17 protein-coding genes, 2 tRNA genes and 1 riboswitch are annotated in these 20,008 nt (G+C 66.6%); of the genes, 12 read left to right on the top strand and 7 right to left on the bottom strand.

The features are described 5' to 3' along the window. Nucleotides 1-37: 37 nt before the first annotated feature. Both H9638_RS04145 and H9638_RS04140 read right to left on the bottom strand, forming a co-directional pair. Nucleotides 38-652 carry a hypothetical protein gene (locus H9638_RS04145; RefSeq protein WP_191745950.1) on the bottom strand — a complete coding sequence of 205 codons (615 nt, stop codon included), beginning with the start codon at nt 650-652 and terminating at the stop codon, nt 38-40. Nucleotides 653-1,117: 465 nt separating this feature from the next. Further along, entirely contained in the window at nt 1,118-1,759 is a 642-nt protein-coding gene (locus tag H9638_RS04140; protein ID WP_191745949.1) for a VOC family protein, read from the bottom strand. Nucleotides 1,760-1,904: 145 nt separating this feature from the next. Further along, a riboswitch (SAM riboswitch) is annotated at nt 1,905-2,022 on the top strand. Between the two features lie 67 nt (nt 2,023-2,089). Between H9638_RS04140 and H9638_RS04135 the strand changes: the two genes are divergently transcribed. Continuing rightward, nucleotides 2,090-3,406, top strand: coding sequence for a bifunctional o-acetylhomoserine/o-acetylserine sulfhydrylase (locus H9638_RS04135; protein ID WP_191745948.1), 1,317 nt, complete (start codon nt 2,090-2,092; stop codon nt 3,404-3,406). Nucleotides 3,407-3,414: 8 nt separating this feature from the next. Continuing rightward, nucleotides 3,415-4,539 carry a homoserine O-acetyltransferase MetX gene (metX, locus tag H9638_RS04130; RefSeq protein ID WP_191745947.1) on the top strand — a complete coding sequence of 375 codons (1,125 nt, stop codon included), beginning with the start codon at nt 3,415-3,417 and terminating at the stop codon, nt 4,537-4,539. Nucleotides 4,540-4,558: 19 nt separating this feature from the next. On the opposite strand, the gene H9638_RS04125 is transcribed toward metX, so the two are convergent. Then, nucleotides 4,559-5,479, bottom strand: coding sequence for an SGNH/GDSL hydrolase family protein (locus tag H9638_RS04125; protein WP_191745946.1), 921 nt, complete (start codon nt 5,477-5,479; stop codon nt 4,559-4,561). A 74-nt stretch (nt 5,480-5,553) separates the two neighbouring features. On the opposite strand from H9638_RS04125, the gene H9638_RS04120 reads away from it, so the two are divergent. Beyond that, nucleotides 5,554-6,207, top strand: coding sequence for an alpha/beta hydrolase (locus tag H9638_RS04120; RefSeq protein ID WP_191745945.1), 654 nt, complete (start codon nt 5,554-5,556; stop codon nt 6,205-6,207). Between the two features lie 6 nt (nt 6,208-6,213). Here the strand turns inward: H9638_RS04120 and H9638_RS04115 are convergent, their stop codons facing one another. Next, nucleotides 6,214-6,444 (bottom strand): RNA-binding S4 domain-containing protein, encoded by a 231-nt coding sequence (locus tag H9638_RS04115; protein ID WP_191745944.1) that lies wholly within the window; start codon nt 6,442-6,444, stop codon nt 6,214-6,216. Nucleotides 6,445-6,530: 86 nt separating this feature from the next. Between H9638_RS04115 and H9638_RS04110 the strand changes: the two genes are divergently transcribed. The 3 genes from H9638_RS04110 to H9638_RS04100 all read left to right on the top strand — a co-directional run bounded on the left by H9638_RS04110 (nt 6,531) and on the right by H9638_RS04100 (nt 9,970). Next, on the top strand, nt 6,531-7,517 hold the full coding sequence (locus H9638_RS04110) for a DMT family transporter (RefSeq protein WP_191745943.1): 987 nt from the start codon (nt 6,531-6,533) through the stop codon (nt 7,515-7,517). A 159-nt stretch (nt 7,518-7,676) separates the two neighbouring features. Continuing rightward, a complete protein-coding gene (locus tag H9638_RS04105; RefSeq protein ID WP_191745942.1) occupies nt 7,677-9,065 on the top strand; it encodes a glycine--tRNA ligase in 1,389 nt (462 codons plus the stop codon). Further along, entirely contained in the window at nt 9,065-9,970 is a 906-nt protein-coding gene (locus H9638_RS04100; protein ID WP_191745941.1) for a GNAT family N-acetyltransferase, read from the top strand. Before H9638_RS04105 ends, H9638_RS04100 begins: the two co-directional genes overlap by 1 nt. 94 nt (nt 9,971-10,064) lie before the next feature. On the opposite strand, the gene H9638_RS04095 is transcribed toward H9638_RS04100, so the two are convergent. Genes H9638_RS04095 through H9638_RS04085 form a run of 3 tightly spaced genes read right to left on the bottom strand, consistent with a single transcriptional unit; the run spans nt 10,065 to nt 13,478 of the window. Continuing rightward, entirely contained in the window at nt 10,065-10,628 is a 564-nt protein-coding gene (locus H9638_RS04095) for a TetR/AcrR family transcriptional regulator (protein ID WP_191745940.1), read from the bottom strand. Between the two features lie 49 nt (nt 10,629-10,677). After that, nucleotides 10,678-12,801 carry a YhgE/Pip family protein gene (locus H9638_RS04090; protein WP_191745939.1) on the bottom strand — a complete coding sequence of 708 codons (2,124 nt, stop codon included), beginning with the start codon at nt 12,799-12,801 and terminating at the stop codon, nt 10,678-10,680. After that, the gene (locus tag H9638_RS04085; protein WP_191745938.1) at nt 12,801-13,478 is read right to left on the bottom strand and encodes an ATP-binding cassette domain-containing protein; all 678 of its coding nucleotides are present in this window, start codon (nt 13,476-13,478) and stop codon (nt 12,801-12,803) included. Before H9638_RS04085 ends, H9638_RS04090 begins: the two co-directional genes overlap by 1 nt. 208 nt (nt 13,479-13,686) lie before the next feature. Between H9638_RS04085 and H9638_RS04080 the strand changes: the two genes are divergently transcribed. The 6 genes from H9638_RS04080 (at nt 13,687) to H9638_RS04055 (ending at nt 20,008) form a co-directional block, all read left to right on the top strand. Then, nucleotides 13,687-15,054 carry a YibE/F family protein gene (locus H9638_RS04080; protein WP_191745937.1) on the top strand — a complete coding sequence of 456 codons (1,368 nt, stop codon included), beginning with the start codon at nt 13,687-13,689 and terminating at the stop codon, nt 15,052-15,054. 53 nt (nt 15,055-15,107) lie between these two features. Further along, nucleotides 15,108-16,280: a tRNA dihydrouridine synthase DusB gene (gene dusB / locus H9638_RS04075; RefSeq protein WP_191745936.1), complete on the top strand. Its 1,173-nt coding sequence runs from the start codon at nt 15,108-15,110 to the stop codon at nt 16,278-16,280. Nucleotides 16,281-16,286: 6 nt separating this feature from the next. Further along, the gene (locus H9638_RS04070) at nt 16,287-17,570 is read left to right on the top strand and encodes a deoxyguanosinetriphosphate triphosphohydrolase (RefSeq protein WP_191745935.1); all 1,284 of its coding nucleotides are present in this window, start codon (nt 16,287-16,289) and stop codon (nt 17,568-17,570) included. 61 nt (nt 17,571-17,631) lie between these two features. After that, complete coding sequence (dnaG, locus tag H9638_RS04065) at nt 17,632-19,629, top strand: DNA primase (protein WP_191745934.1); 1,998 nt, start codon at nt 17,632-17,634, stop codon at nt 19,627-19,629. Nucleotides 19,630-19,736: 107 nt separating this feature from the next. Further along, a tRNA-Asn gene (locus H9638_RS04060) sits at nt 19,737-19,809 on the top strand. Nucleotides 19,810-19,936: 127 nt separating this feature from the next. After that, nucleotides 19,937-20,008: transfer RNA gene (locus H9638_RS04055), tRNA-Asn, on the top strand.

Here is a 20,008-nt window from a genome sequence, read left to right as displayed (position 1 = left end):
CCGCGGACCGGAGCGATCTCCCAAACCGGCAGAAGGATCATTTGGAGGACCGTAAACGGGGCAGGCGGGGCAACCCGGCGCGCATCAGCCGCTGAACCATCCCGTCCGGATGCTGCGCCGGCTTCCCGACGTCGGCCCATGACCAGCGCACAAACCCGACACCGGTGGCGCGGATAGCGTCTTCGCGCTGCTTTTCCTGGAGCAGGGTATCCCAGGACGGTGCCTCGGCGGCAGGGCCTCTGCCGTACTTCCCCGCGCCGTCGAATTCCCCAACCAGGCCCTGGTCCTTCCAGAAGAAATCGGTGCGGAAGCGGCCTGCGGGAGTAACGAACTCGTGCTGCAGCTCAGGCACCGGAAACCCATGCCGGTGCAGCATGGCCCGGGAGTAGGACTCACCCGGGGACTCCGAGCGCCGGTCGGCGAAATCGATGACGCGCTTGGCGCGGTTCTGCTTGGTTAGGTCGGGCAGACCATCGGCCAGCTTCCATAGCCGCTCTTTCGTGAGCGCAAGGAAGCCAAGCACCGGATCCGGCCGCAGCACGCGGTCCATGGCTGGAACGGCCCGTTCAAAGGGCAGATAGGCCGCCATGTCGAGGACAGTCTGTGCCCGGGATGTCAGGCGAACACCGGCAACCTCCGTAACCGGCTCCACGAGTTTGCGTACCGTCCACCTAAGATCTCCGCGTTTCCTGCCATGGGATGGGAGTACGGCCAGCAGCATAATGCTGTCGGAGGTGCCGAGGACTGGCAGCGCCCAGAAAGGTGCGGCAGACTGCTGGATCAGGATTCGGCTTCTCGGTCCCCGCTCAACGGCTGCCCGAATCCGTGTCCTGTCACGCTCCCACGCGGACAGCTGGTGCCAGATTCTCGACGGAATGTAGACGCCGGCACGAATCCGAATGAGTTCCCCGGACCGGCACCGCGGGGCGAGGGAGTGTCTACCGGCACCGTAAGCGTCAACGTCGGCCGTGTAAATGAGTTCCGGATTCATCCGCCAAGCTTGGACGGCCAAGAGGCATTCCGCGATGACGCGTCAGCCCATTGTGGAAAACGCTGCGGTTAGTGACATCGCTGCCGCCGCGGACCGGAGCGATGTCCCAAACCGGCAGCAGACTAATTAGATCTCGACGAGCCCGGAAGGAGTTCCGAAAGTCACGGACATGATGCCGGGGGTGCCCTTGGGGGAGACCCAGGTGACGTCCACGGATTCGAGCGGTTCCTCGACCGGCATGCCCAGCCACTCGGTGACCCGCGCGGCAGAGCCGGCAATGGTCAGTGACTCCAAAGAGACCGTTCCGGACAGGGCGCGGGACGGGTGCAGATCGGCTTTGTCCTCATCCCAGCGCAGCATGTAGGGGACCTGCGGGTCCGCGATCAGGCCGTTGATGCCGATCTGGCGCCAGGTCAGTTCCTGGCCGTCCGGGAATTTCCGGTTGCCGGGAACCGAAGACCGGCCCAAGCGTTCCTCGAAGGGAGCCAGGTCCTCAACCTCAACGCACCAGCCCATCCAGCCGCCGCCGGCCTCGGACCGGGCGCGGACGGCCTGGCCAAAAGGAGCCTTGTCTGACGCGGGGTGGTTCAGGACCTCCACCACCTCGATGTACTGGTGGTTGGCCAGGGGCAGGATCATATTGCGGGTGCCAAAGCGGGGGTGTACTCCGCCTTTGACGTACTCGGTTCCGAGGGCAGCAGCAATGCGTTCCGTGGTGGCCAGGAGGCCGTCGGATTCGCAGGCGTAAGAGACGTGATCCAGGCGCATGCGAACATCTTGACACGTTGTGACCTGTGTCTCGACTAAGGCGACCCTAAGCACGAAAAAAGAAGCCTCCGTTACCAAATGACGACGGATTCACGTTGCGTCACATGGGTTGCGCAACTGCCCGTGCGTTGGTTCTATGGGTACAGGTCATGAGTGCCAGCAGATAGCCCCGGCTTGCTGGCCGGCAACCCTCCAACCGCGGTGGGGTGCCCCGGGTGAAGACCTGGCTGGACATCAAAAGGATGTCACGGCAAGCGCGGGCCACACGTCTGAATCCGGAGTTCCTCCGGCATCGGTTCCTGTGGGGCCCCTGGTCATAAAGGGAGCAAGATGTCTGCCAATTGGTCGTTTGAAACCCGCCAGATCCACGCAGGTCAGGAGCCCGACGCCGTTACCGGCGCACGTGCCCTGCCGATCTACCAGACCACGTCCTTCGTGTTCCCCAGCGCGGAAGCGGCTGCCAACCGCTTTGCGCTGGCGGAACTCGCACCGATCTACACGCGGATCGGCAATCCCACGCAGGAGGCGGTGGAGAACCGCATCGCGTCGCTGGAAGGCGGCCTCGGAGCGCTGCTGCTGGCCTCGGGCCAGGCAGCCGAAACCTATGCCATCCTCAACGTCGCCGAGGCCGGGGACCACATTGTGGCCAGCCCCAGTCTGTACGGGGGAACGTACAACCTGTTCAAGCACACCCTGAAGAAGTTCGGCATCGACGTCACCTTCGTGGCGGACCCGGACAACCTGGAGCAGTGGCGCGCCGCCGTCCAGCCGAACACCAAGGCGTTCTTCGGCGAAGTGGTTTCCAACCCGCGCCAGGATGTCCTGGACCTGGAAGGCATCTCAGCCGTCGCCCACGACGCCGGCGTCCCGCTGATCGTGGACAACACCCTTTCCACGCCGTACCTGATCCGTCCCATCGAATGGGGCGCGGACATCGTGGTGCACTCGGCCACCAAGTACCTCGGCGGGCACGGCACCGCGATCGCCGGCGTGATTGTGGACTCGGGGAACTTCGACTTTGGGGCGGACCCGGAGAAGTTCCCCGGTTTCAACACCCCGGACGAGAGTTACAACGGCCTGGTGTACGCGCGGGATCTCGGTGCCAACGGCGTACTGGGTGCAAACCTGGCCTACATCCTGAAGGCACGGGTGCAGCTGCTTCGTGACCTGGGTTCGGCTGTCTCACCGTTCAATGCTTTCCTCATCGGGCAGGGCCTCGAAACCCTGAGCCTCCGGCTGGAACGGCACGTGAGCAACGCGGTCGCCGTCGCGCAGTGGCTTGAAGCGCACGACGACGTCCTCTCGGTTGCGTACGCAGGGCTGGAGTCGAGCCCGTGGTACGAACGTGGACGCAAGTACGGTCCCCGCGGCACCGGGGCAATCGTTTCCTTTGAAATCGCCGGGGGAGTGGAAGCCGGAAAGCGTTTCGTCGACGCACTGGAACTGCACTCCCACGTGGCCAACGTAGGTGACGTCCGCTCGCTGGTGATCCATCCGGCGTCGACCACCCACAGCCAGCTGGGCGCGGAAGCACAGGAAGCGGCGGGCGTCAGCCCGGGGCTGGTGCGGCTCTCGGTGGGCCTGGAACACCTGGACGACATCATCGCGGACCTCGACGCCGGTTTCCGCGCAGCAAAGGGAGCATGAACTAAAGCGTGACAACGTATCCCCCCGCACCGCAGCACCCCGTCAGCACCATCGACGGGGTGCTGCAGTACGCCTCCATCGGGACCCTGGAGCTGGAGACCGGCGGCATTCTGCCGGATGTGGTTCTGGGGTATGAAACCTGGGGGCAGCTCAACGCCGACGCATCCAACGCCGTCCTCATCCCGCATGCCCTGACCGGAAGCACACACGTCGCCCAGGGAAACACGGATGAACCGGGCTGGTGGGACGTGCTCGTTGGCCCGGGGCGCACCCTGGACACCAACCGCTTCTTCGTAGTGTCGATCAATATGGTCGGCGGCTGCTACGGCTCCACCGGACCGGCTTCCGCCGATCCCGATGGACTTCCCTGGGGATCGCGGTTCCCGTTCGTCACCATCCGGGACTCGGTGCGGGCCGAAGCCCGGCTGGCCGACCAGCTGGGCATAGCCCGCTGGCACGCGGTGCTGGGCGGATCGCTCGGTGGCGCGCGGGCGCTGGAATGGGCTGTGACCGAACCGTCCCGGGTTGCCCGGTGCGCCGTCATCGCTGCCACGGCAGCCAGCACCGGGGAGCAGATTGCATTCGCCCAGGCGCAGGTCTCCGCGATCCGGCTGGACCCTGATTTCAACGGCGGTGACTATTACAACGGACGGGCACCGCTGGCAGGCCTGGGCCTGGCCCGCCGGATTGCCCACATCACCTACCGGTCCGAAGCCGAACTCCAGTACCGGTTCGGCAGGACACCGCAGCCGGGGGAGGATCCGCTGGCAGGGGCACTGCCGGCCCAGCGGGGCCGGTACCAGGTGGAAAGCTACCTGGATCATCAGGCGCAGAAACTCGCCGGCAGGTTCGATGCCAACAGCTACGTCATCCTCACCGAGGCACTGATGAGCCACGACGTCACCCGTGGCAGGGGCAGCCTCACTGACGCCCTCTCTGGCACGGATTCAGAGTTCCTGATCGCGGCCGTCGACACTGACCGGTTGTACTTCCCGGAACAGTCCTTCGAGCTGGCCGCGGCCCTGCCGGGGGAGCACCAGGTCCACCTGATCAACGCGCCGATTGGGCACGACGGGTTCCTGACCGATGTCCTGCAGCTCAAGGATGTCCTGGAGCAGGGGTTCTTCGCCTAGCCGAGTCCCTGCCCGGCTTTTAAACCTCGCCCAGGGTGTCGGCCGCCTCGCTGGAACCCTGTGGCATACCGGAGCCGAAGAACGGGCCGGCGTCAGGGCGCTTGGCCGAAATTCCGTCACCGGAGGAGCGCTTGCGCACGCGCCGGACGACCCAGGGGACCAGATATTCGCGGGCCCAGTCCAGGTCCTCAGAGCGGGCCGTCCGCCAGTTCTTGTGGGTCAGTTCCTTGACCTCCTGGGGCTCCAGGGAGTGGTCTACCCCAAGGGTGTCCAGCACCATGGCTGCGATGGTGTGGTGTCCGAGCGGCGAGAAGTGCAGCCGGTCCGGGGCCCACATCTGCGGATTGCTAAGTTCGCGCAGGGCCCACATATCTGCCAGCACTGCATCGTGGCGGGCCGCGACGGTGCGCAGATTCTCGTTGTAAATGGCGACGCGGCCGCGGACGCTGCCGAGCACCGGAGTGGCGCCGATGTCCGGCCCGGTAAACAGGACCACTGTGGCGCCGGTTTCCCGGAGCCGGGTAATGGTGTGGTCCATCTCCTCGGCCAGCCGGTCAGGGTCACCGCCGGGGCGGATCACGTCGTTGCCGCCTGCACAGATGGTTATCAGATCGGGGTGCAGGTCGATGGCCGGCTGCACCTGTTCGTCGATGATCTGGTTCAGCAGCCGGCCGCGGATGGCCAGGTTGGCGTAGGCGAAATCCTTGTGTCCGTGGGCGAGCTCCTCGGCCACCCGGTCCGCCCATCCCCGGTGCCCGCCGGGGCTCTCCGGGCTGGGGTCGCCGATGCCTTCGGTAAATGAATCGCCAAGCGCGACGTAGCGGTTGAACGGATGGCCGGGCTGCTCCGGAGACGGGTCAGGATGCGTCCCGGGAGCCGGATCAGAGGTGCCGTTCTCCTGGTCGGAGCGCGGCGAAGGGTGCTGGAGGTTTTGGGTCACCTACCCATGATTGCTGTCCGGGGCCTGGCTACGCGACCGTAGGTTGGGCGTAAGTGCATGCCAGAATGGAAATCATGACTGAAAACACTCCTTGGAACCCGGTTGTGCTCTTCTCGAAGCCGGAGGAGGAGCGGGCAGGGACCCCGCTGCTGGTCCTCTTCCACGGATACCTGGCCAATGAAGAAGACCTGATGGGCCTTGCCGGCTACCTGCCCGGCGAGTTCACCGTCGCCTCGGTCCGCGCACCGGTGGCCCTTGGCCCGGGATACACCTGGTTCCCGCTGATGAATGAGCCGGACTTCTCGGTTGACCGGGTTGTTTCCGCTGTGCAGGACGTCTCTGACTGGCTGGATGGCATCAAGGACCAGCACAGCAGCGTTACCCTGCTCGGCTTCTCGATGGGGATGGCCGTGGCCAGCACCCTGCTGCGGCACCGGCCCCAGGAATTTGCCGCCGTCGTCGGTCTCTCAGGGTTTGTGGTCCCGGCCGAAGGCAACGCCTTCTTCCACGATGAGGAACTGGCCGAACTGAAGGTGCCGTTCTTCTGGGGCCGGGACCAGGCAGATCCGGTCATTGATGAAGCGCGCGTCGAGTACACCCACGGCTGGCTCAACGGGTACACCAAGCTGACGAAGGTCCTCTACGCCGGCATGGGGCACAGCATCAGCATGCAGGAACTGGGGCACGTCAAGGAGTTCCTGACGCACACGGTTCTGGGCCGGCGCTAAGCGGGACTAGCCGCCGGAGGCGATCCGGACTGCCTGCCCGTTCACTTCGATGGTGTCGCCGGCATGAAGCTGGCGGCCACGGCGCTCCTCGATCTCGCCGTTGACCTTGACCAGCCCGTTCTCGATCAGTTCTTTGGCGTCGATGCCGTCTTCGGCGAGGTTCGCCAGCTTCAGCGCCTGGCCAAGGCGGATCATGTCGTCACGGATGGGGAGGTCCTGGGGATCGGTTGAGCTCATGGCTCTATTCTGCCGGAAAACCCCTGCATGCCTGCACGCCGGAATCCGGGGCATCAAGGTCCCCACGGCGGGAGTAGGGTTTAACGGTGCCACAATCCCCCCGCATTCCCGCTGCCGTCGGCCTTCCCCTGGCCCTGCTGGCCGGAATGGCCATTCCCGCCCAGTCCAGGGTGAACGGAGAACTGGGCACGGCCCTGGACGACGGCCTCGCCGCAGCCGCCGTCAACTTCGGCATGGGCCTGGCTGTGATGATCCTGGTCAGCGCGCTCCTGCCGCGCGGACGGGCGGGCTTCCGGCAGATCGTGCCCGCGCTGCGCGAGCGCAGGTTCCCCCGGATCTACGTCCTGGCCGGCCTGATCGGTGCGTGGTTCGTCCTCACCCAGACCCTCACCATCGCCATCCTCGGCGTGGCGGTCTTTACGGTGGCGACCGTGGCCGGGCAGACCCTGACCGGGCTGGTGGTGGACCGCATGGGTATCGGGCCGGGCGGGAAGAAGGCGCTGACGCTGATGCGCGTGGTCGGTGCCGTACTCACCATCGCTGCCGTTGCGTGGGCGGTCAGCCCGAAAATTTCCGGCGGCGGAGGAACGGGGGAGTGGCTCCTGGCTGTCCTGCTTCCGCTCAGTGCGGGCATGGCCATGAGTTTCCAGCAGGCGATGAACGGGACCACCGGGATGCACTACGGTTCGCCAATCACCGCGACCCTGCTGAACTTCGTGTCGGGGTTTGCGGCGCTGCTGGTTCTCTGGCTCATCAAGGTCGCCGCTTCCGGCACCGGGAATGCCCTGCCGGACACCTGGTGGTACTACCTCGGAGGTCCGCTGGGCTGCATCTTCATCGGTGTGGGAGCCATGCTCGTGCGGACACTGGGTGTACTGCTGACCAGCCTCGGCCTGATCGGTGGACAGCTGACCGGCTCGCTCCTGCTGGACCTGGTTTTCCCGGCCCCCGGCTCCACCGTTGTTGCGGCAACCGTCTTCGGCACGGCCCTGACCCTGGCCGCGATCATCGTCGCAACCCTGCCCTGGAACATGCCCGGCATCCGGCCGCTGCACCGGCGTGCGCGCCGATAGCCCCCTTTCGCTGCCGTGACCTTAAGCTGGTATCTATAGGTTTTGCCCTTCACCGCCCTCTCCGCGCACGTCCGCCGGGGTTTCAGGGACGGGGAACGGGATCAAAAGCGGACCGCACCCAGCGGCCTGCGTGACACGAAAGAACGGCGGTACCATTCCATGGCTTCGACCAAATCCAAACTGGATCCGATCATCTCCCTCGCCAAGCGCAGGGGCTTCGTCTTCCAGTCGGGTGAGATCTACGGTGGTTCGCGTTCCGCCTGGGATTACGGGCCCCTCGGCGTAGAGCTCAAAGAGAACATCAAGAAGCAGTGGTGGCAGTCCATGGTCCGCGGGCGCGACGACGTCGTCGGCCTGGATTCGGCCGTCATCCTCCCGCGCGCCGTCTGGGAAGCCTCCGGCCACGTTGAGGTTTTCTCCGACCCGCTGGTCGAGTGCCTGAGCTGCCACAAGCGTTACCGCGCCGACCACCTCGAAGAGGAATACGAAGAGAAGAAGGGCCGCGCCCCTGAAAACGGCCTGGCAGACATCGCCTGCGCCAACTGCGGCACCAAGGGTCAGTGGACTGAGCCGCAGGAGTTCTCCGGCCTGCTCAAGACCTTCCTGGGCCCGGTCGCCAATGAAGAGGGCATGCACTACCTGCGTCCGGAAACCGCGCAGGGCATCTTCGTGAACTTCAACAACGTGCTCACCACCTCCCGCAAGAAGCCGCCGTTCGGCATCGGCCAGATCGGCAAGAGCTTCCGCAACGAGATCACGCCGGGCAACTTCATCTTCCGCACCCGCGAGTTCGAGCAGATGGAAATGGAGTTCTTCGTCGAGCCCGGCACGGATGAAGAGTGGCACAAGTACTGGATTGAAACCCGCCTGAACTGGTACACCGAACTGGGCATCAAGCCGGAGAACCTGCGCCTGTTCGAGCACCCGCTGGAAAAGCTCAGCCACTACTCCAAGGGCACCACCGACGTCGAATACCGCTTCGGTTTCCAGGGCTCCGAGTGGGGCGAGCTGGAAGGCATTGCCAACCGCACCGACTTCGACCTGGGCACGCACTCCAAGCACTCCGGCACCGAGCTGAGCTACTTCAACCAGGCCACCAACGAGCGGTTCACCCCGTACGTCATTGAGCCCGCCGCCGGCCTGACCCGTTCCTTCATGGCGTTCCTGGTGGACTCCTACACCGAGGACGAGGCCCCCAACGCCAAGGGCGGCGTGGACAAGCGCACCGTGCTGCGCCTGGATCCGCGCCTGGCCCCGGTCAAGGCCGCGGTGCTGCCGCTGAGCCGTAACGAGGACCTGTCCCCGAAGGCCAAGGACCTTGCAGCGCAGCTGCGCCGCAACTGGAACATCGACTTCGACGACGCCGGCGCGATCGGCCGCCGCTACCGCCGCCAGGACGAGATCGGTACCCCGTTCTGCATCACCGTGGACTTCGACACCCTCGAAGACCAGGCCGTGACCGTGCGCGAACGCGACTCCATGGCCCAGGAACGCGTCAGCCTCGACAAGGTCGAGGGCTACCTGGCCGAACGGCTGATCGGAGCGTAATGGCACTGACTTTCCGCGAATGGCGCGAGGACGATGACCTTGCGCTGGTCCAGCTCTGGGGCGACCCGGAGACCGGCGAAGCCGGGCACTTCAGGGCCGTGCTGCGGCCGTCCTCCAACGAGCCGTGGAGCCGCTGCATCGTGGCGGAGGACGACGGCGTGCCGGTGGCGGCAGGGGTGGTCTACGAGACCAGCCTGCATCCGGACCGGCTGTGGGTGTATATCGAAGTGGCGCGGGAGAACCGCCGCGCCGGTTTGGGCTCCACCCTGCTCGGCATGCTCCGCAAGGAAGCCGAAAACGCGCCGTCGGGCGTCACGAAGCTGCGCGCGAAGGTTGAGCCCGGCACCCCGGGTGCGGCCTTCGCAGCCGCGGCTGGGCTGGAACCGATCCAGCGCTCCCGCGTGGTGATTGTGGAGCCCGGCAAGCTGAAACTGCCGGTGTTCGAGGATCATGGGCCGCAGCTGGATGAAGCGGCAACCGGGTCCGTGGAACTGACCCGCGCCGTGGCGGACTTCTACAACGCCGTGCACGGCTGGGACCGCGCGGACATGAGCCTTGGCCGGGCGCAGCAGATGCTGCTCAACGATGCGGCCGGTGCCGCCGGTGCCGTGGTGCTGCGGGACAAGCCGAAGGCCGAGGGCGGCAGGATCGCCGCGTTCGCCGTCAGCTACACCTCCGAACGCACGGACGCTCCGGCGGACGTGCTGCTGGGCTATGACACCACCTTGGAGGAATCCGAGGCAGAAGCAGCCGTGGCCTCCCTGCTGGCCATGGTCGCCTACCAGTACCCGGTGCAGCTGGAAGTCGATGACTCGATGACCGCGCTGGTCCGGGTCCTGGAACCGCTCCTCGCCTCGGGCGCTGCCCGGCAGGACGGCAAGGACACGCTGATTCTCAGCAGCTAGCACGGCATATATAAGCAGTACCCATAACGACGGCGCCGGCCCCCTTCCCAGGGGACCGGCGCCGTCGTTCTTTGCGGGCTGCTGCGTTAGCGTCCTAGTCAGCCAGCTGGCCCGAGAGCATAAACATCACCGAATCCGAGACCTCCTGAAGCGAGCGGTCCGGGCTGAAGACCAGCCATTCGATGCCGCCCACCAGGACTGCGCCGAATACGGTGCCCGCCATCAGCTCCGCATCGGGCCGGTCAGGATGGGCATGCCGGATGACGGCCACGAACTCCGCGAGCGCTTCCCGGCGCACCAGCTGCAGCGGAGACTGCCAGGACCTGTCGGTCCGGAAGATCTCCGCCGCAATCAGCTTGGCCATCGGCTGGTTGTTAGAGACGAGTTCCAGGATGGCGTCCACCATGGACCGCAGCGCCGGGGCACCGGTTTTGGTCCCCCTGGCCTCGCGCAGGGTTTCCGCCAGGGTTCCCACGCCGTCCAGCAGCAGCTGCTCAAACAGCTTGTCCTTGGAGGAGAAGTTGTAGTAAACGCTGCCCTTGGCGACGCCGGCGCGCACGGCCACATCCTCCATAGTGGTGCCGGTGATCCCGTTCAGGGATGCCAGCTCTACTGCGGCGTCGAGGATTGACCGCTTGGTGGCTGAAACGCGTGGCATGCAAGGTGTCCTTTATACGGGGCGTGTGTGCGTTGGTTCTTTATCGATCTTAGATGTGCAGCTCCGGATGCAGCCGCTTGATCGTCCACATGCGCTGCCGGCCGGCGCTCAGCGCGCTGATTGCTATGCAGGCGGCGGTCAGGATGGCCAGGAAGGCGACGGCGATCCACATCCGGGCGTCCACGCCGCCCGTGATCAGGGCCCGCAGTCCGTTGACCACATACGTGGCCGGCATAAACGGGTGCAGCGCCTGGAAGAACCCGGGGGTGGTTTCCACCGGGTAGGTGCCGCCGGAGGAGCTCAGCTGGAGCATCAGCAGGACCAGGGAGGCGACCCGGCCGGCCGCAGTGCCAAGCACAATAATCAGCATCTGCTGCAGGGCAAGGAACGCCACCGTGGTCAGGTACAGGAACGCGCTGGTGCCGAGCAGGTAGGCGGGGTGGATATCCAGGCCCCAGACCAGTACTGCCATCATGATGAGCACCTGGCCCAGGCCGATCGCCAGTGCCGGGACCAGGCCGGTGGCGGCGGCGCGGAAGCCGGAGACGCCGGCGGCCAGTGCCCGGGTGGGCAGGGCGCGCAGGAGCAGCCAGGTGATGAGCGCGCCAACGAAGGTTGCCAGGGCCAGGAAGAAGGGGGCAAAACCTTCACCGAAGCTGGAAGCCTCCGAGGTGTACTCCGTGTCCAGTTCCACCGGGCTCGCCGCGACGGATGCCTTGGCATCGATCAGGTCGCTGGAGTCCTCCGGCAGCGCCTGGCCGCCGGCTGCGAGGGCGTCAGCGAGGGTATGGCTGCCGTCGGAGAGCTGCTCGGCGCCTTCGGAGAGGGCTGTGCCGCCGTCGAGCAGTTCCCCGGCACCGGAGGCAAGGTCAGTGGTGCCGCTGCTGAGGGTGCTGGCACCGGCGGCGAGCTCATTGGCGCCGCTTTCGGCGCTGCGCGCACCGGCATCAACCTGTGCGGCGCCGGAAGCGAGCGTTGCTGCGCCCCCGGAGAGCTCGGCTGCGCCGCCCGCGGCGGACTGGGCGCCGGCGGCCACCTGGGCCGCGCCGCTGGAGAGCGTGGAGCTGCCGGCGGAGAGCTGTCCGGCGCCGGCTGCTGCTTCGGCGATCCCCGACTGAAGGGTTGAGGTGCCGCCGGCTACCTGCTGTGCGCCCGCGGCCAGCGGCTCGAGCTGGGCCAGGAGCGGGTTGCTGGGGTCCTGGGCCTTGAGTGCGGAGACGACCTGGTCCAGTCCGGTGGAGACCTGCGCGGCGCCGGTGTCCAGGGACTTTACCTGCGGGACGGCTGCACCCAGCTTGTCCGAGAGGGTTCCGAGGTTGGAATTGAGGGAAGCGGCACCGTTTGCGACGTCGGTGGCACCGGCTGCGAGGGTGGAGGTTCCGGTGGCCAGTGAATCGGCACCGGCGGAAAGGGCGTTGCTGCCGGCGGCCACCTGTGAGGTGCCCGCGGTCAGTTCGCTCAGGCCGGAGGCCAGCTGGCCGGCGCCGGAGGAGAGGCGGAAGGCGCCGTCCTGCAGGGTGAGCGTACCGTCAGCCAGGCTGCCGAGTCCGGCAACGAGCTGGCCCGCGCCGTCGACAGCCGAGTCGATGCCCGTGCTGAGTTCCCCGGCGCCGTCGGCAGCATCGCGGAGGCCGGTTCCGGCGTCGTTCAGGCCCACCAGCATGGTGGAGGCCACCTGGTTGCCAAGTTCAGAGGAGACCGCTGCCTGGACCTGGGCCATGGCCTGCTTGCCCAGGACACCGGCCAGGAAGTTGTTGGAGTCGTTGTAATCGACCTTCAGCCGTGCCGGCACGGGGTTGTCCGTGCCGACGGAGACGGCGTTGGCGGAAAAGTCTTCGGGGATGGTCAGCGAGAGGTAGTAGGTGCCGTCCTCCACGCCGTCAGCGGCGTCCGCTGCATCCGTCGGGTGCCAGTCCAGATCCGCGCCGTCCAGGAGCTTCTGCGTCAGGTCCTCGCCGGCGTTGAGGAATTCACCGTCCTGGTCAGCCCCGGCATCTTCATTGACCAGGGCCACGGAGAGCCCGTCCAGGTTCTTGTCGGGTGAATCGAAGGCCCAGAGGTACAGTGCGCCGTAGATCAGGGGGATAAAGAGCATCACGACGACGGCGATCTTGGGCAGGGTGCCGCGGCGGAACCGGCTCAGCTCCGTGCCGGGGGAAAACAGGGCGAACATCAGCGGGCCTCCTGGCTGAGCATCAGTGCGGACGGTTGGATGGGGAGGGAGTCCCAGAGATCGTTTTCCAGGGACGCAGCGCCAACAACGACGGCGGTGCCGGCGGCGGCGATGGCGGCCAGGCGCTCCCAGACCAGGCGGCGGGCGGTCACGCTCTGGAGCTGTTCGATGTCATCGACGAACAGGATGTCCGGGGCGCTGAGCATTGCCAGGGAGAGGCGCAGCAGGAACTTATCCGCCTCACCCAGGTCCCAGATGACGGTGGAGGCGGCGGGAATGGCGGTCTCCCCGAAAACCGGAGTGCAGGCACGGGTGACCTGGCGGTCAGTGGCTTTGGGAACGAAGGACCACCACGGGGCGAGCCAGGCGAGCCGCTCGCGTACGGCCTGGCCCACGGTGACGCCGGGTTCGAGGTCATCGATTCCCTCGAAGCCTGCGATCGCCGTCTGTTTCTGGACGGCCCGCGCATCCCGGGGGAGGGAGTGGCCAAGGACGCTCAGCGCGCCGCTGCCGGCTTTCATCCGGCCCGCAAGGGTCAGCAGCACGCTGGTGCGGCCGCTGCCGACGGGTCCGCAAAGCACACTGAGGGGATCTGCAATGTCAAAGCTGAGCGGGCCGTAAACGCGGCCCCGGGCGGCGGAGAGACTGAGCTCTTCCGCGGTTATTACCGGTTGCACTGGGTGCCTTTCTGGGATTCGGGGAAAACCCCGGCCGGGCTGGAGAAGTCAATTTGTACTGACCAGTCAGTTTGATCTGACCAGTCAGTCTAGCTCACTTCCAGACCTGGCTGCGAACCGGATTCGGCATCCGTTCTCCGGCTTGGGAGAATAGGGGCGCTTACCCCGCCGGACACCTGGTCCGCCGAGGAACCAGTGAGGAACCAGCATGGGACACAGTCATCTCCCCGCCGCGGGCGAACCAACCCGCGCCGCGCTCGCAGCCCGCCGCCGCGCCAACCGGCTGCTGGCCTGGATCCTGGTTCCGCTGGGCCTGCTGGCCGTCACCGGCATGCTGCTGCTCTGGCCGGGCGGGCAGGCACAGGAAATCAACGTCGCTGACCCGTACGCCACGGCCGACGGCGTCAGCATCGACACCGGATCCGTCCAGCGGGTGTCAGTGGAGGACTGCCCCTCCTCCGCAACCCTGTCGCAGGCGGGGGTCCAGGCTCCCCAGTGCCAGGTTGCCTATACGCTGCCGTCCGGCGGCGGAGCGGCCGTTCCGGTCGAGGTGCCGCCGGAGGTGGCGAAGACCAATGCCATCGAAGCCGGCGACACCGTCCGCTACCTCAACCTGGAAAACGTCATGGTGGACAGCGGAGCGCCGCCCTACATCTTTATGGACTTTGTCCGGAGCGTGCCCATTGCGGTCCTGGCCGTCCTTTACGCAGCCGTGGTGATCGCCGTCGCGCGGTGGCGCGGCCTGCGGGCGCTGATCGGCCTGGGCGGAGCCTACGCCGTGCTCGCCGGGTTCATCCTGCCCGGGCTGGTGGAGGGCAAGCCGCCGCTGCTGCTGGGGCTGGTGGGATCGAGCGTGATTATGATCGGCGTTCTCTACTTTGCCCACGGGTTCTCCGCCCGCACCTCAACAGCGCTGCTGGGGACGCTGTTCGGGCTGGCCATCACCGCCGGGCTGGCGGCCTGGGCCACCGACGCTGCCCACCTCATCGGCGTCGACAATGAGAATGCCTACACCTTGATCAACGCCTCGGATCAGCTCTCAATCTCCGGCATCATCCTGTGCGGGCTCATCATCTCCGGCCTCGGGGTGCTGAACGACGTAACGATCACCCAGTCCTCCGCAGTGTGGGAAATGTACGAACTGGCACCGGGTGCCTCAGCGAAGCGGCTCTTCAGCGGAGCCATGCGGGTGGGCCGGGACCACATTGCCTCCACCGTCTACACCATTGCGTTCGCCTACGCCGGTGCCGCGCTGCCGGTCCTGATCCTGGTCTCGCTCTATGACCGCACCGTGCTGGAATCCCTGACCGGCGGGGAGCTTGCGGAAGAGGTCATCCGCACCCTGGTCGGCTCGATCGGCCTGGTGCTGGCGATTCCGGTGACCACCGCCGTCGCGGTCCTGGTGGTCAAGGCCGTGGGCAGCCCGCGTGCCGGAGAGGACGCGGCGGCCGGCGGCGCTGCGTCTGCCGGTGAAGCCAATGACGACGCCGGCACCCTGCACAGTCCCCGGCGGCTGGCCCAGGCGCGCCGCGCTGCCGGCACCGATTCCGCGGCGGCGCTGCCGGCCCGGGATTAGCCCGGGCTGCCCAGCGGACAGCAGGATTTGCACAGTATTGAGAGAATAGAAACGTGACTGTCGCGACCCCAAACCTCAAGCTTGAACTGCCGCCTTTGAAGCTGGGCCCGCTGACCGTGGACACGCCGGTGATCCTGGCACCCATGGCCGGCATTACCAACCGTGCCTTCCGCCGGCTGTGCCGCGAATACGGCGGCGGCCTGTACGTCACCGAAATGGTGACCTCCCGGGCCCTGGTGGAACGCTCGCCGGAATCGATGCGCATTATCGAGCACGATGACGACGAATCGATCCGCTCCGTCCAGCTCTACGGAGTAGACCCGGTCACCGTCGGTGCTGCCATTCGGATCCTGGTGGAGGAAGACCGCGCAGACCACATCGACCTCAACTTCGGCTGCCCGGTTCCCAAGGTCACCCGCAAGGGCGGCGGATCCGCCCTGCCCTGGAAGCTGGACCTGTTCACGGCGATTGTCCAGACCGCTGTCCGGGAAGCGTCCAAGGGTGACGTCCCGCTGACCATCAAAATGCGCAAGGGCATCGACGACGACCACCTCACCTTCCTCGAGGCCGGCCGGATCGCCCGCGACGCCGGCGTGGCCGCCGTGACCCTGCATGGACGCACGGCATCCCAGTTCTATTCGGGCAAGGCGGACTGGAATGCCATCGCCGAACTGCGCGAAGCCCTGCCGGATGTGCCGGTGCTGGGCAACGGAGACATCTGGTCCGCGGAGGACGCCGTCCGGATGGTCGAAGAGACCGGCGTGGACGGCGTGGTGATTGGCCGCGGCTGCCAGGGCCGTCCCTGGCTGTTCGCCGATCTCCAGGCAGCCTTCGAGGGCCGCGATGAGCGGCACCGGCCCGGCCTGAAGGAAGTCGCGGACAGCGTCTACCGCCACGCCGAACTGCTGGTGGAGACTTTCGGTGACGAAGTGATTGCGCTGCGGGACATCCGCAAACACATGGCCTGGTACTTCAAGGGCTACGTGGTCGGGGGAGAGCTCCGGGCTAAGCTGGCCACTGTGCCCTCCCTCGAGGTCCTGCGCGGGCTTCTCGCCGAGCTGGACCCCACCGCTCCGTACCCGGGCGCGGACGCCGAAGGTCCCCGCGGCCGTGCCGGAACTCCCAAAAAGACAGCCCTGCCCGAAGGCTGGCTTGACGGCCGGGAACTGAACCCCGCCCAAAAAGCCATCATCGCGGCAGCCGAACTCGACGTATCAGGCGGCTAATTCTCCATGACTCTTCCGCAGGCTTTCCGCACCGCAGGCTACACCGACGTCGACCTGGCACGCTGGGTCGACGAGCCGGCGAAGAACACCAACCGCACCCAGTTCGGCCGCGACCGTGCCCGGGTGCTGCATTCCTCGGCCCTGCGCCGGCTCGGTGCCAAGACCCAGGTGGTTGCTCCGGACACCGACGACTTTGTCCGGACCCGCCTGACCCACAGCCTGGAAGTGGCCCAGGTGGGGCGGGAACTGGGCAACGCGCTGGGCTGCGATCCCGACGTCGTTGATGCCGCCTGCCTCTCGCACGACCTGGGCCACCCGCCCTTCGGGCATAACGGTGAGTCGGCGCTGAACGACATTGCGCACGCCATCGGCGGGTTCGAAGGCAACGCCCAGACCCTGCGGCTGCTGACCCGGCTGGAACCGAAGATCATCGCGCCGGACGGCTCCCCGGCAGGCCTGAACCTGACCCGGGCCAGCCTGGATGCGTCCTGCAAATACCCGTGGTCCGCCGTCGACGCCCCCCTGGTCAATGGCCAGCGCACCACCAAGTTCGGGGTCTACGAGGATGACCTGCCGGTCTTCATCTGGCTGCGGGACGGTGCCCCCGCCGGCCGTTCCTGCCTTGAAGCCCAGGTCATGGATCTGGCCGATGACATCTCCTATTCCGTGCACGACGTCGAAGACGCGATCGTCGCCGGGCACGTGCAGCTCAAATGGCTGGATAACCCGGACCAGCGCGCCCGGGTGATCGGCTACACCCAGCAGTGGTACGTTCCCACCGCTGAGACGGCTGCCGTCGAGGCAGCACTGGAGCGGCTCGAAGCCGAGGCGGTCTGGGTGCGTGAATCCGATGGAAGCCGCCGGGCCATGGCCGCGCTGAAGGATATGACCAGCCAGCTCATCGGACGGTTCTGCTCCAGTGCCCTTGAAGCGACCCGCGGGATCTACGGCACCGACCCGCTCACCCGGTACAACGCCGAAATGGTGGTCCCGGAGGAGACGCAGCTCGAAATCGCGGTGATGAAGGGCCTGGCCACCACGTTTGTGATGACCACCGACCAGCGCCAGCCGCTCTACGAGCGCCAGCGCGAGGTCCTCACCAACCTGGTGGCCCAGCTCGCCGCCACCGGAGACCGCCACCTGGAACCGATGTTCGCCGCGGACTGGCGCGATGCGCCCGACGACGGCGCCCGGCTGCGCGTGGTCATCGACCAGGTCGCTTCGCTCACGGACGGCTCCGCGCTGGCCCTGCACGAGCGGCTGGTCGGCCCGGTCCCGGCGCTGTGGTGAGCTGTCCGCAGCGGCAGACCGCCTGACCGGCCAATTTTGCGCAGGAGAATAAGCTGGTTGTATGGCCGGCCTGATTAAACGCGAAGACATTGACGAAGTACGTTCCCGCACGGACATCAAGGCGGTTGTAGACGGTTATGTCACGCTGAAGTCCGCCGGAATCGGCTCGTGGAAAGGGCTGTGCCCGTTCCACGACGAGCGCTCACCGTCCTTCCACGTCCGCCCGCAGGTGGGAACCTACCACTGCTTCGGCTGCGGCGAGAGCGGCGACGTCATCTCCTTTGTCCAGAAAATGGACCACGGCTCCTTCTCCGAAACGGTGGAGAAGCTGGCCGCGCGCCTGGGCTATGAGCTCCACTACGAGGACGGCGGCACCGGACCGCGGCGTGAGGACGTCGGCAAGCGCCAGCGCCTGCTGGATGCCCACAAGGTCGCCGCCGAGTTCTTCCGGGCCCAGCTGATAACGCCCGGTGCCGCCGCCGCCCGCAGCTTCCTGCAGGAACGCGGCTTCGACCCGGCGGCAGCAGAGCATTTCGGCGTCGGCTACGCCCCGCAGGGCTGGGACTCGCTGCTCAAGCACCTCACCGGGAAAGGGTTCACCCGGGAGGAACTGGCGCAGACCGGCATGTTCTCCACCGGGTCCGATGCCTCCCGCTTCTACGACCGGTTCCGCGGCCGCCTCATCTGGCCCATCCGCGACCTGACCGGGGCCGTGATCGGGTTCGGTGCCCGCAAGCTGTACGACGACGATCAGGGGCCCAAGTACCTCAACACCCCGGAAACCGCGCTGTACAAGAAATCCCAGGTCCTTTACGGGATCGACCTGGCCAAACGCTCCATTGCCAAGGACCGCCAACTGGTGGTGGTGGAGGGCTACACCGATGTGATGGCCTGCCACCTGGCCGGGATCACCACCGCCGTCGCCACCTGCGGCACGGCGTTCGGCACGGACCACATCAAGATCGCCCGCCGCCTGCTGTCCGACGACGGCACCGGGGGAGAGGTCATCTTCACCTTCGACGGCGACGCCGCCGGCCAGAAGGCAGCCCTGCGCGCCTTCGAGGAGGACCAGCGCTTCACAGCCCAGACGTTCGTGGCGGTGGACCCGAACGGCATGGATCCCTGCGACATCCGGCAGCAGCAGGGAGACGCCGCCGTCGCGGAACTCATCCGGTCCCGGCGCCCGCTGTTCGAGTTCGCGATCCGCTCCACGCTGGCCAAGTTCGACCTCAATACCGTGGAAGGCCGCATCGCAGCCCTGCGCGCGGCAGCTCCGGTCGTGGCCGACATCCGCGATCCGGCGATGCGTCCCGCCTACGCCCGCGAACTGGCCGGCTGGCTGGGAAGCGAAGTGGACGACGTCCTTCGCGCGGTCAACTCGGCCGCGAAACGCCAGCGCGAGGGAACCGGCGCGCGGCAGGACACCCGGGACACCGGGAACGCCGCGCCGCAGCGCGGCGGTCCGGAACGGTCCCAGCGGTCCGGCGGACAGCATCCGGGGCAGCCCGCCGGCCAGCAGTACTCCGGTCAGCAGCATCCCGGTGCGGAATCCGGCCAGGCGCCCGAACAGCCGCAGCAGGCCTTCGCCCGCCCTGATCCCAACGACCCGGCGGCGCGGATGGAGCGCCAGTCCCTGGAGGTTGTCCTGCAGCAGCCCGGGATGCTGGATGAGGGGCAGTGGGAACGGTTCAAGGCCGCCCGCTTCACTGTTCCGGCCTATGTGGCCGTGCACAACGCGATCCGTGCTGCCGGCACCGCTCCCGCCTCGCCGGCAGCGTGGGTGGAACAGGTCCGGCAGGAGCTGCCGGATGCGCTGCGCGGCTTCGTCAGCGAGCTGGCCGTGACACCGATTCCGGCCCGGGACGCCGACGCCCTGGCCCTGTACTGCCGCGACATTCTGAACCGGCTCTTCGAACTGCAGGTAACCCACCTCAAGGCGGAGAAGCTCGGCCAGCTCCAGCGGCTGGATCCGGGCGCCGATCCGGCCCTGTTCCAGCAGCTGAACCGTGAACTGATGGAGCTGGAGATGCAGCGCCGCGCACTGCGGGAGATCCAGTAGCCGCAGCGCCAAAATCATCCGAAGACGGCTTCGCCGCTGCCGGCCCGCCGGGAAGGGGCATGGATTTCGTTTCTCGGCGGAACCTCTGTAGAGTAATAGTCGCGCTTTCCCCCGTAGCTCAATTGGCAGAGCATTCGACTGTTAATCGAAGGGTTACTGGTTCGAGTCCAGTCGGGGGAGCAAATAGGCTCCTGACCTGTAGAAATTGCAGGTCAGGAGCCTTCTTCCTGCCGGTTGTGCGACGGCGGGAGGCAGGATCAACGGTTCGGTGACAGCCTGAAACTCCTGTAGACTGATGTCGCCGCTTTCCCCCGTAGCTCAATTGGCAGAGCATTCGACTGTTAATCGAAGGGTTACTGGTTCGAGTCCAGTCGGGGGA

It is taken from the genome of Arthrobacter pullicola (assembly GCF_014836875.1).
In the GTDB taxonomy this organism is placed as follows: domain Bacteria; phylum Actinomycetota; class Actinomycetes; order Actinomycetales; family Micrococcaceae; genus Arthrobacter_B; species Arthrobacter_B pullicola.
This window is presented reverse-complemented; position numbering and strand designations above follow the sequence as displayed.

Excerpts from the sequence above, each read along its gene's own strand:
- H9638_RS04140 (WP_191745949.1), bottom strand. The coding sequence starts at position 1,759 with ATGCGCCTGGATCACGTCTCTTACGCCTGCGAATCCGACGGCCTCCTG.
- H9638_RS04135 (WP_191745948.1), top strand. The coding sequence starts at position 2,090 with ATGTCTGCCAATTGGTCGTTTGAAACCCGCCAGATCCACGCAGGTCAG.
- H9638_RS04120 (WP_191745945.1), top strand. The coding sequence starts at position 5,554 with ATGACTGAAAACACTCCTTGGAACCCGGTTGTGCTCTTCTCGAAGCCG.
- H9638_RS04115 (WP_191745944.1), bottom strand. The coding sequence starts at position 6,444 with ATGAGCTCAACCGATCCCCAGGACCTCCCCATCCGTGACGACATGATC.
- H9638_RS04105 (WP_191745942.1), top strand. The coding sequence starts at position 7,677 with ATGGCTTCGACCAAATCCAAACTGGATCCGATCATCTCCCTCGCCAAG.
- H9638_RS04100 (WP_191745941.1), top strand. The coding sequence starts at position 9,065 with ATGGCACTGACTTTCCGCGAATGGCGCGAGGACGATGACCTTGCGCTG.
- H9638_RS04095 (WP_191745940.1), bottom strand. The coding sequence starts at position 10,628 with ATGCCACGCGTTTCAGCCACCAAGCGGTCAATCCTCGACGCCGCAGTA.
- H9638_RS04090 (WP_191745939.1), bottom strand. The coding sequence starts at position 12,801 with ATGTTCGCCCTGTTTTCCCCCGGCACGGAGCTGAGCCGGTTCCGCCGC.
- H9638_RS04080 (WP_191745937.1), top strand. The coding sequence starts at position 13,687 with ATGGGACACAGTCATCTCCCCGCCGCGGGCGAACCAACCCGCGCCGCG.
- H9638_RS04070 (WP_191745935.1), top strand. The coding sequence starts at position 16,287 with ATGACTCTTCCGCAGGCTTTCCGCACCGCAGGCTACACCGACGTCGAC.
- dnaG (WP_191745934.1), top strand. The coding sequence starts at position 17,632 with ATGGCCGGCCTGATTAAACGCGAAGACATTGACGAAGTACGTTCCCGC.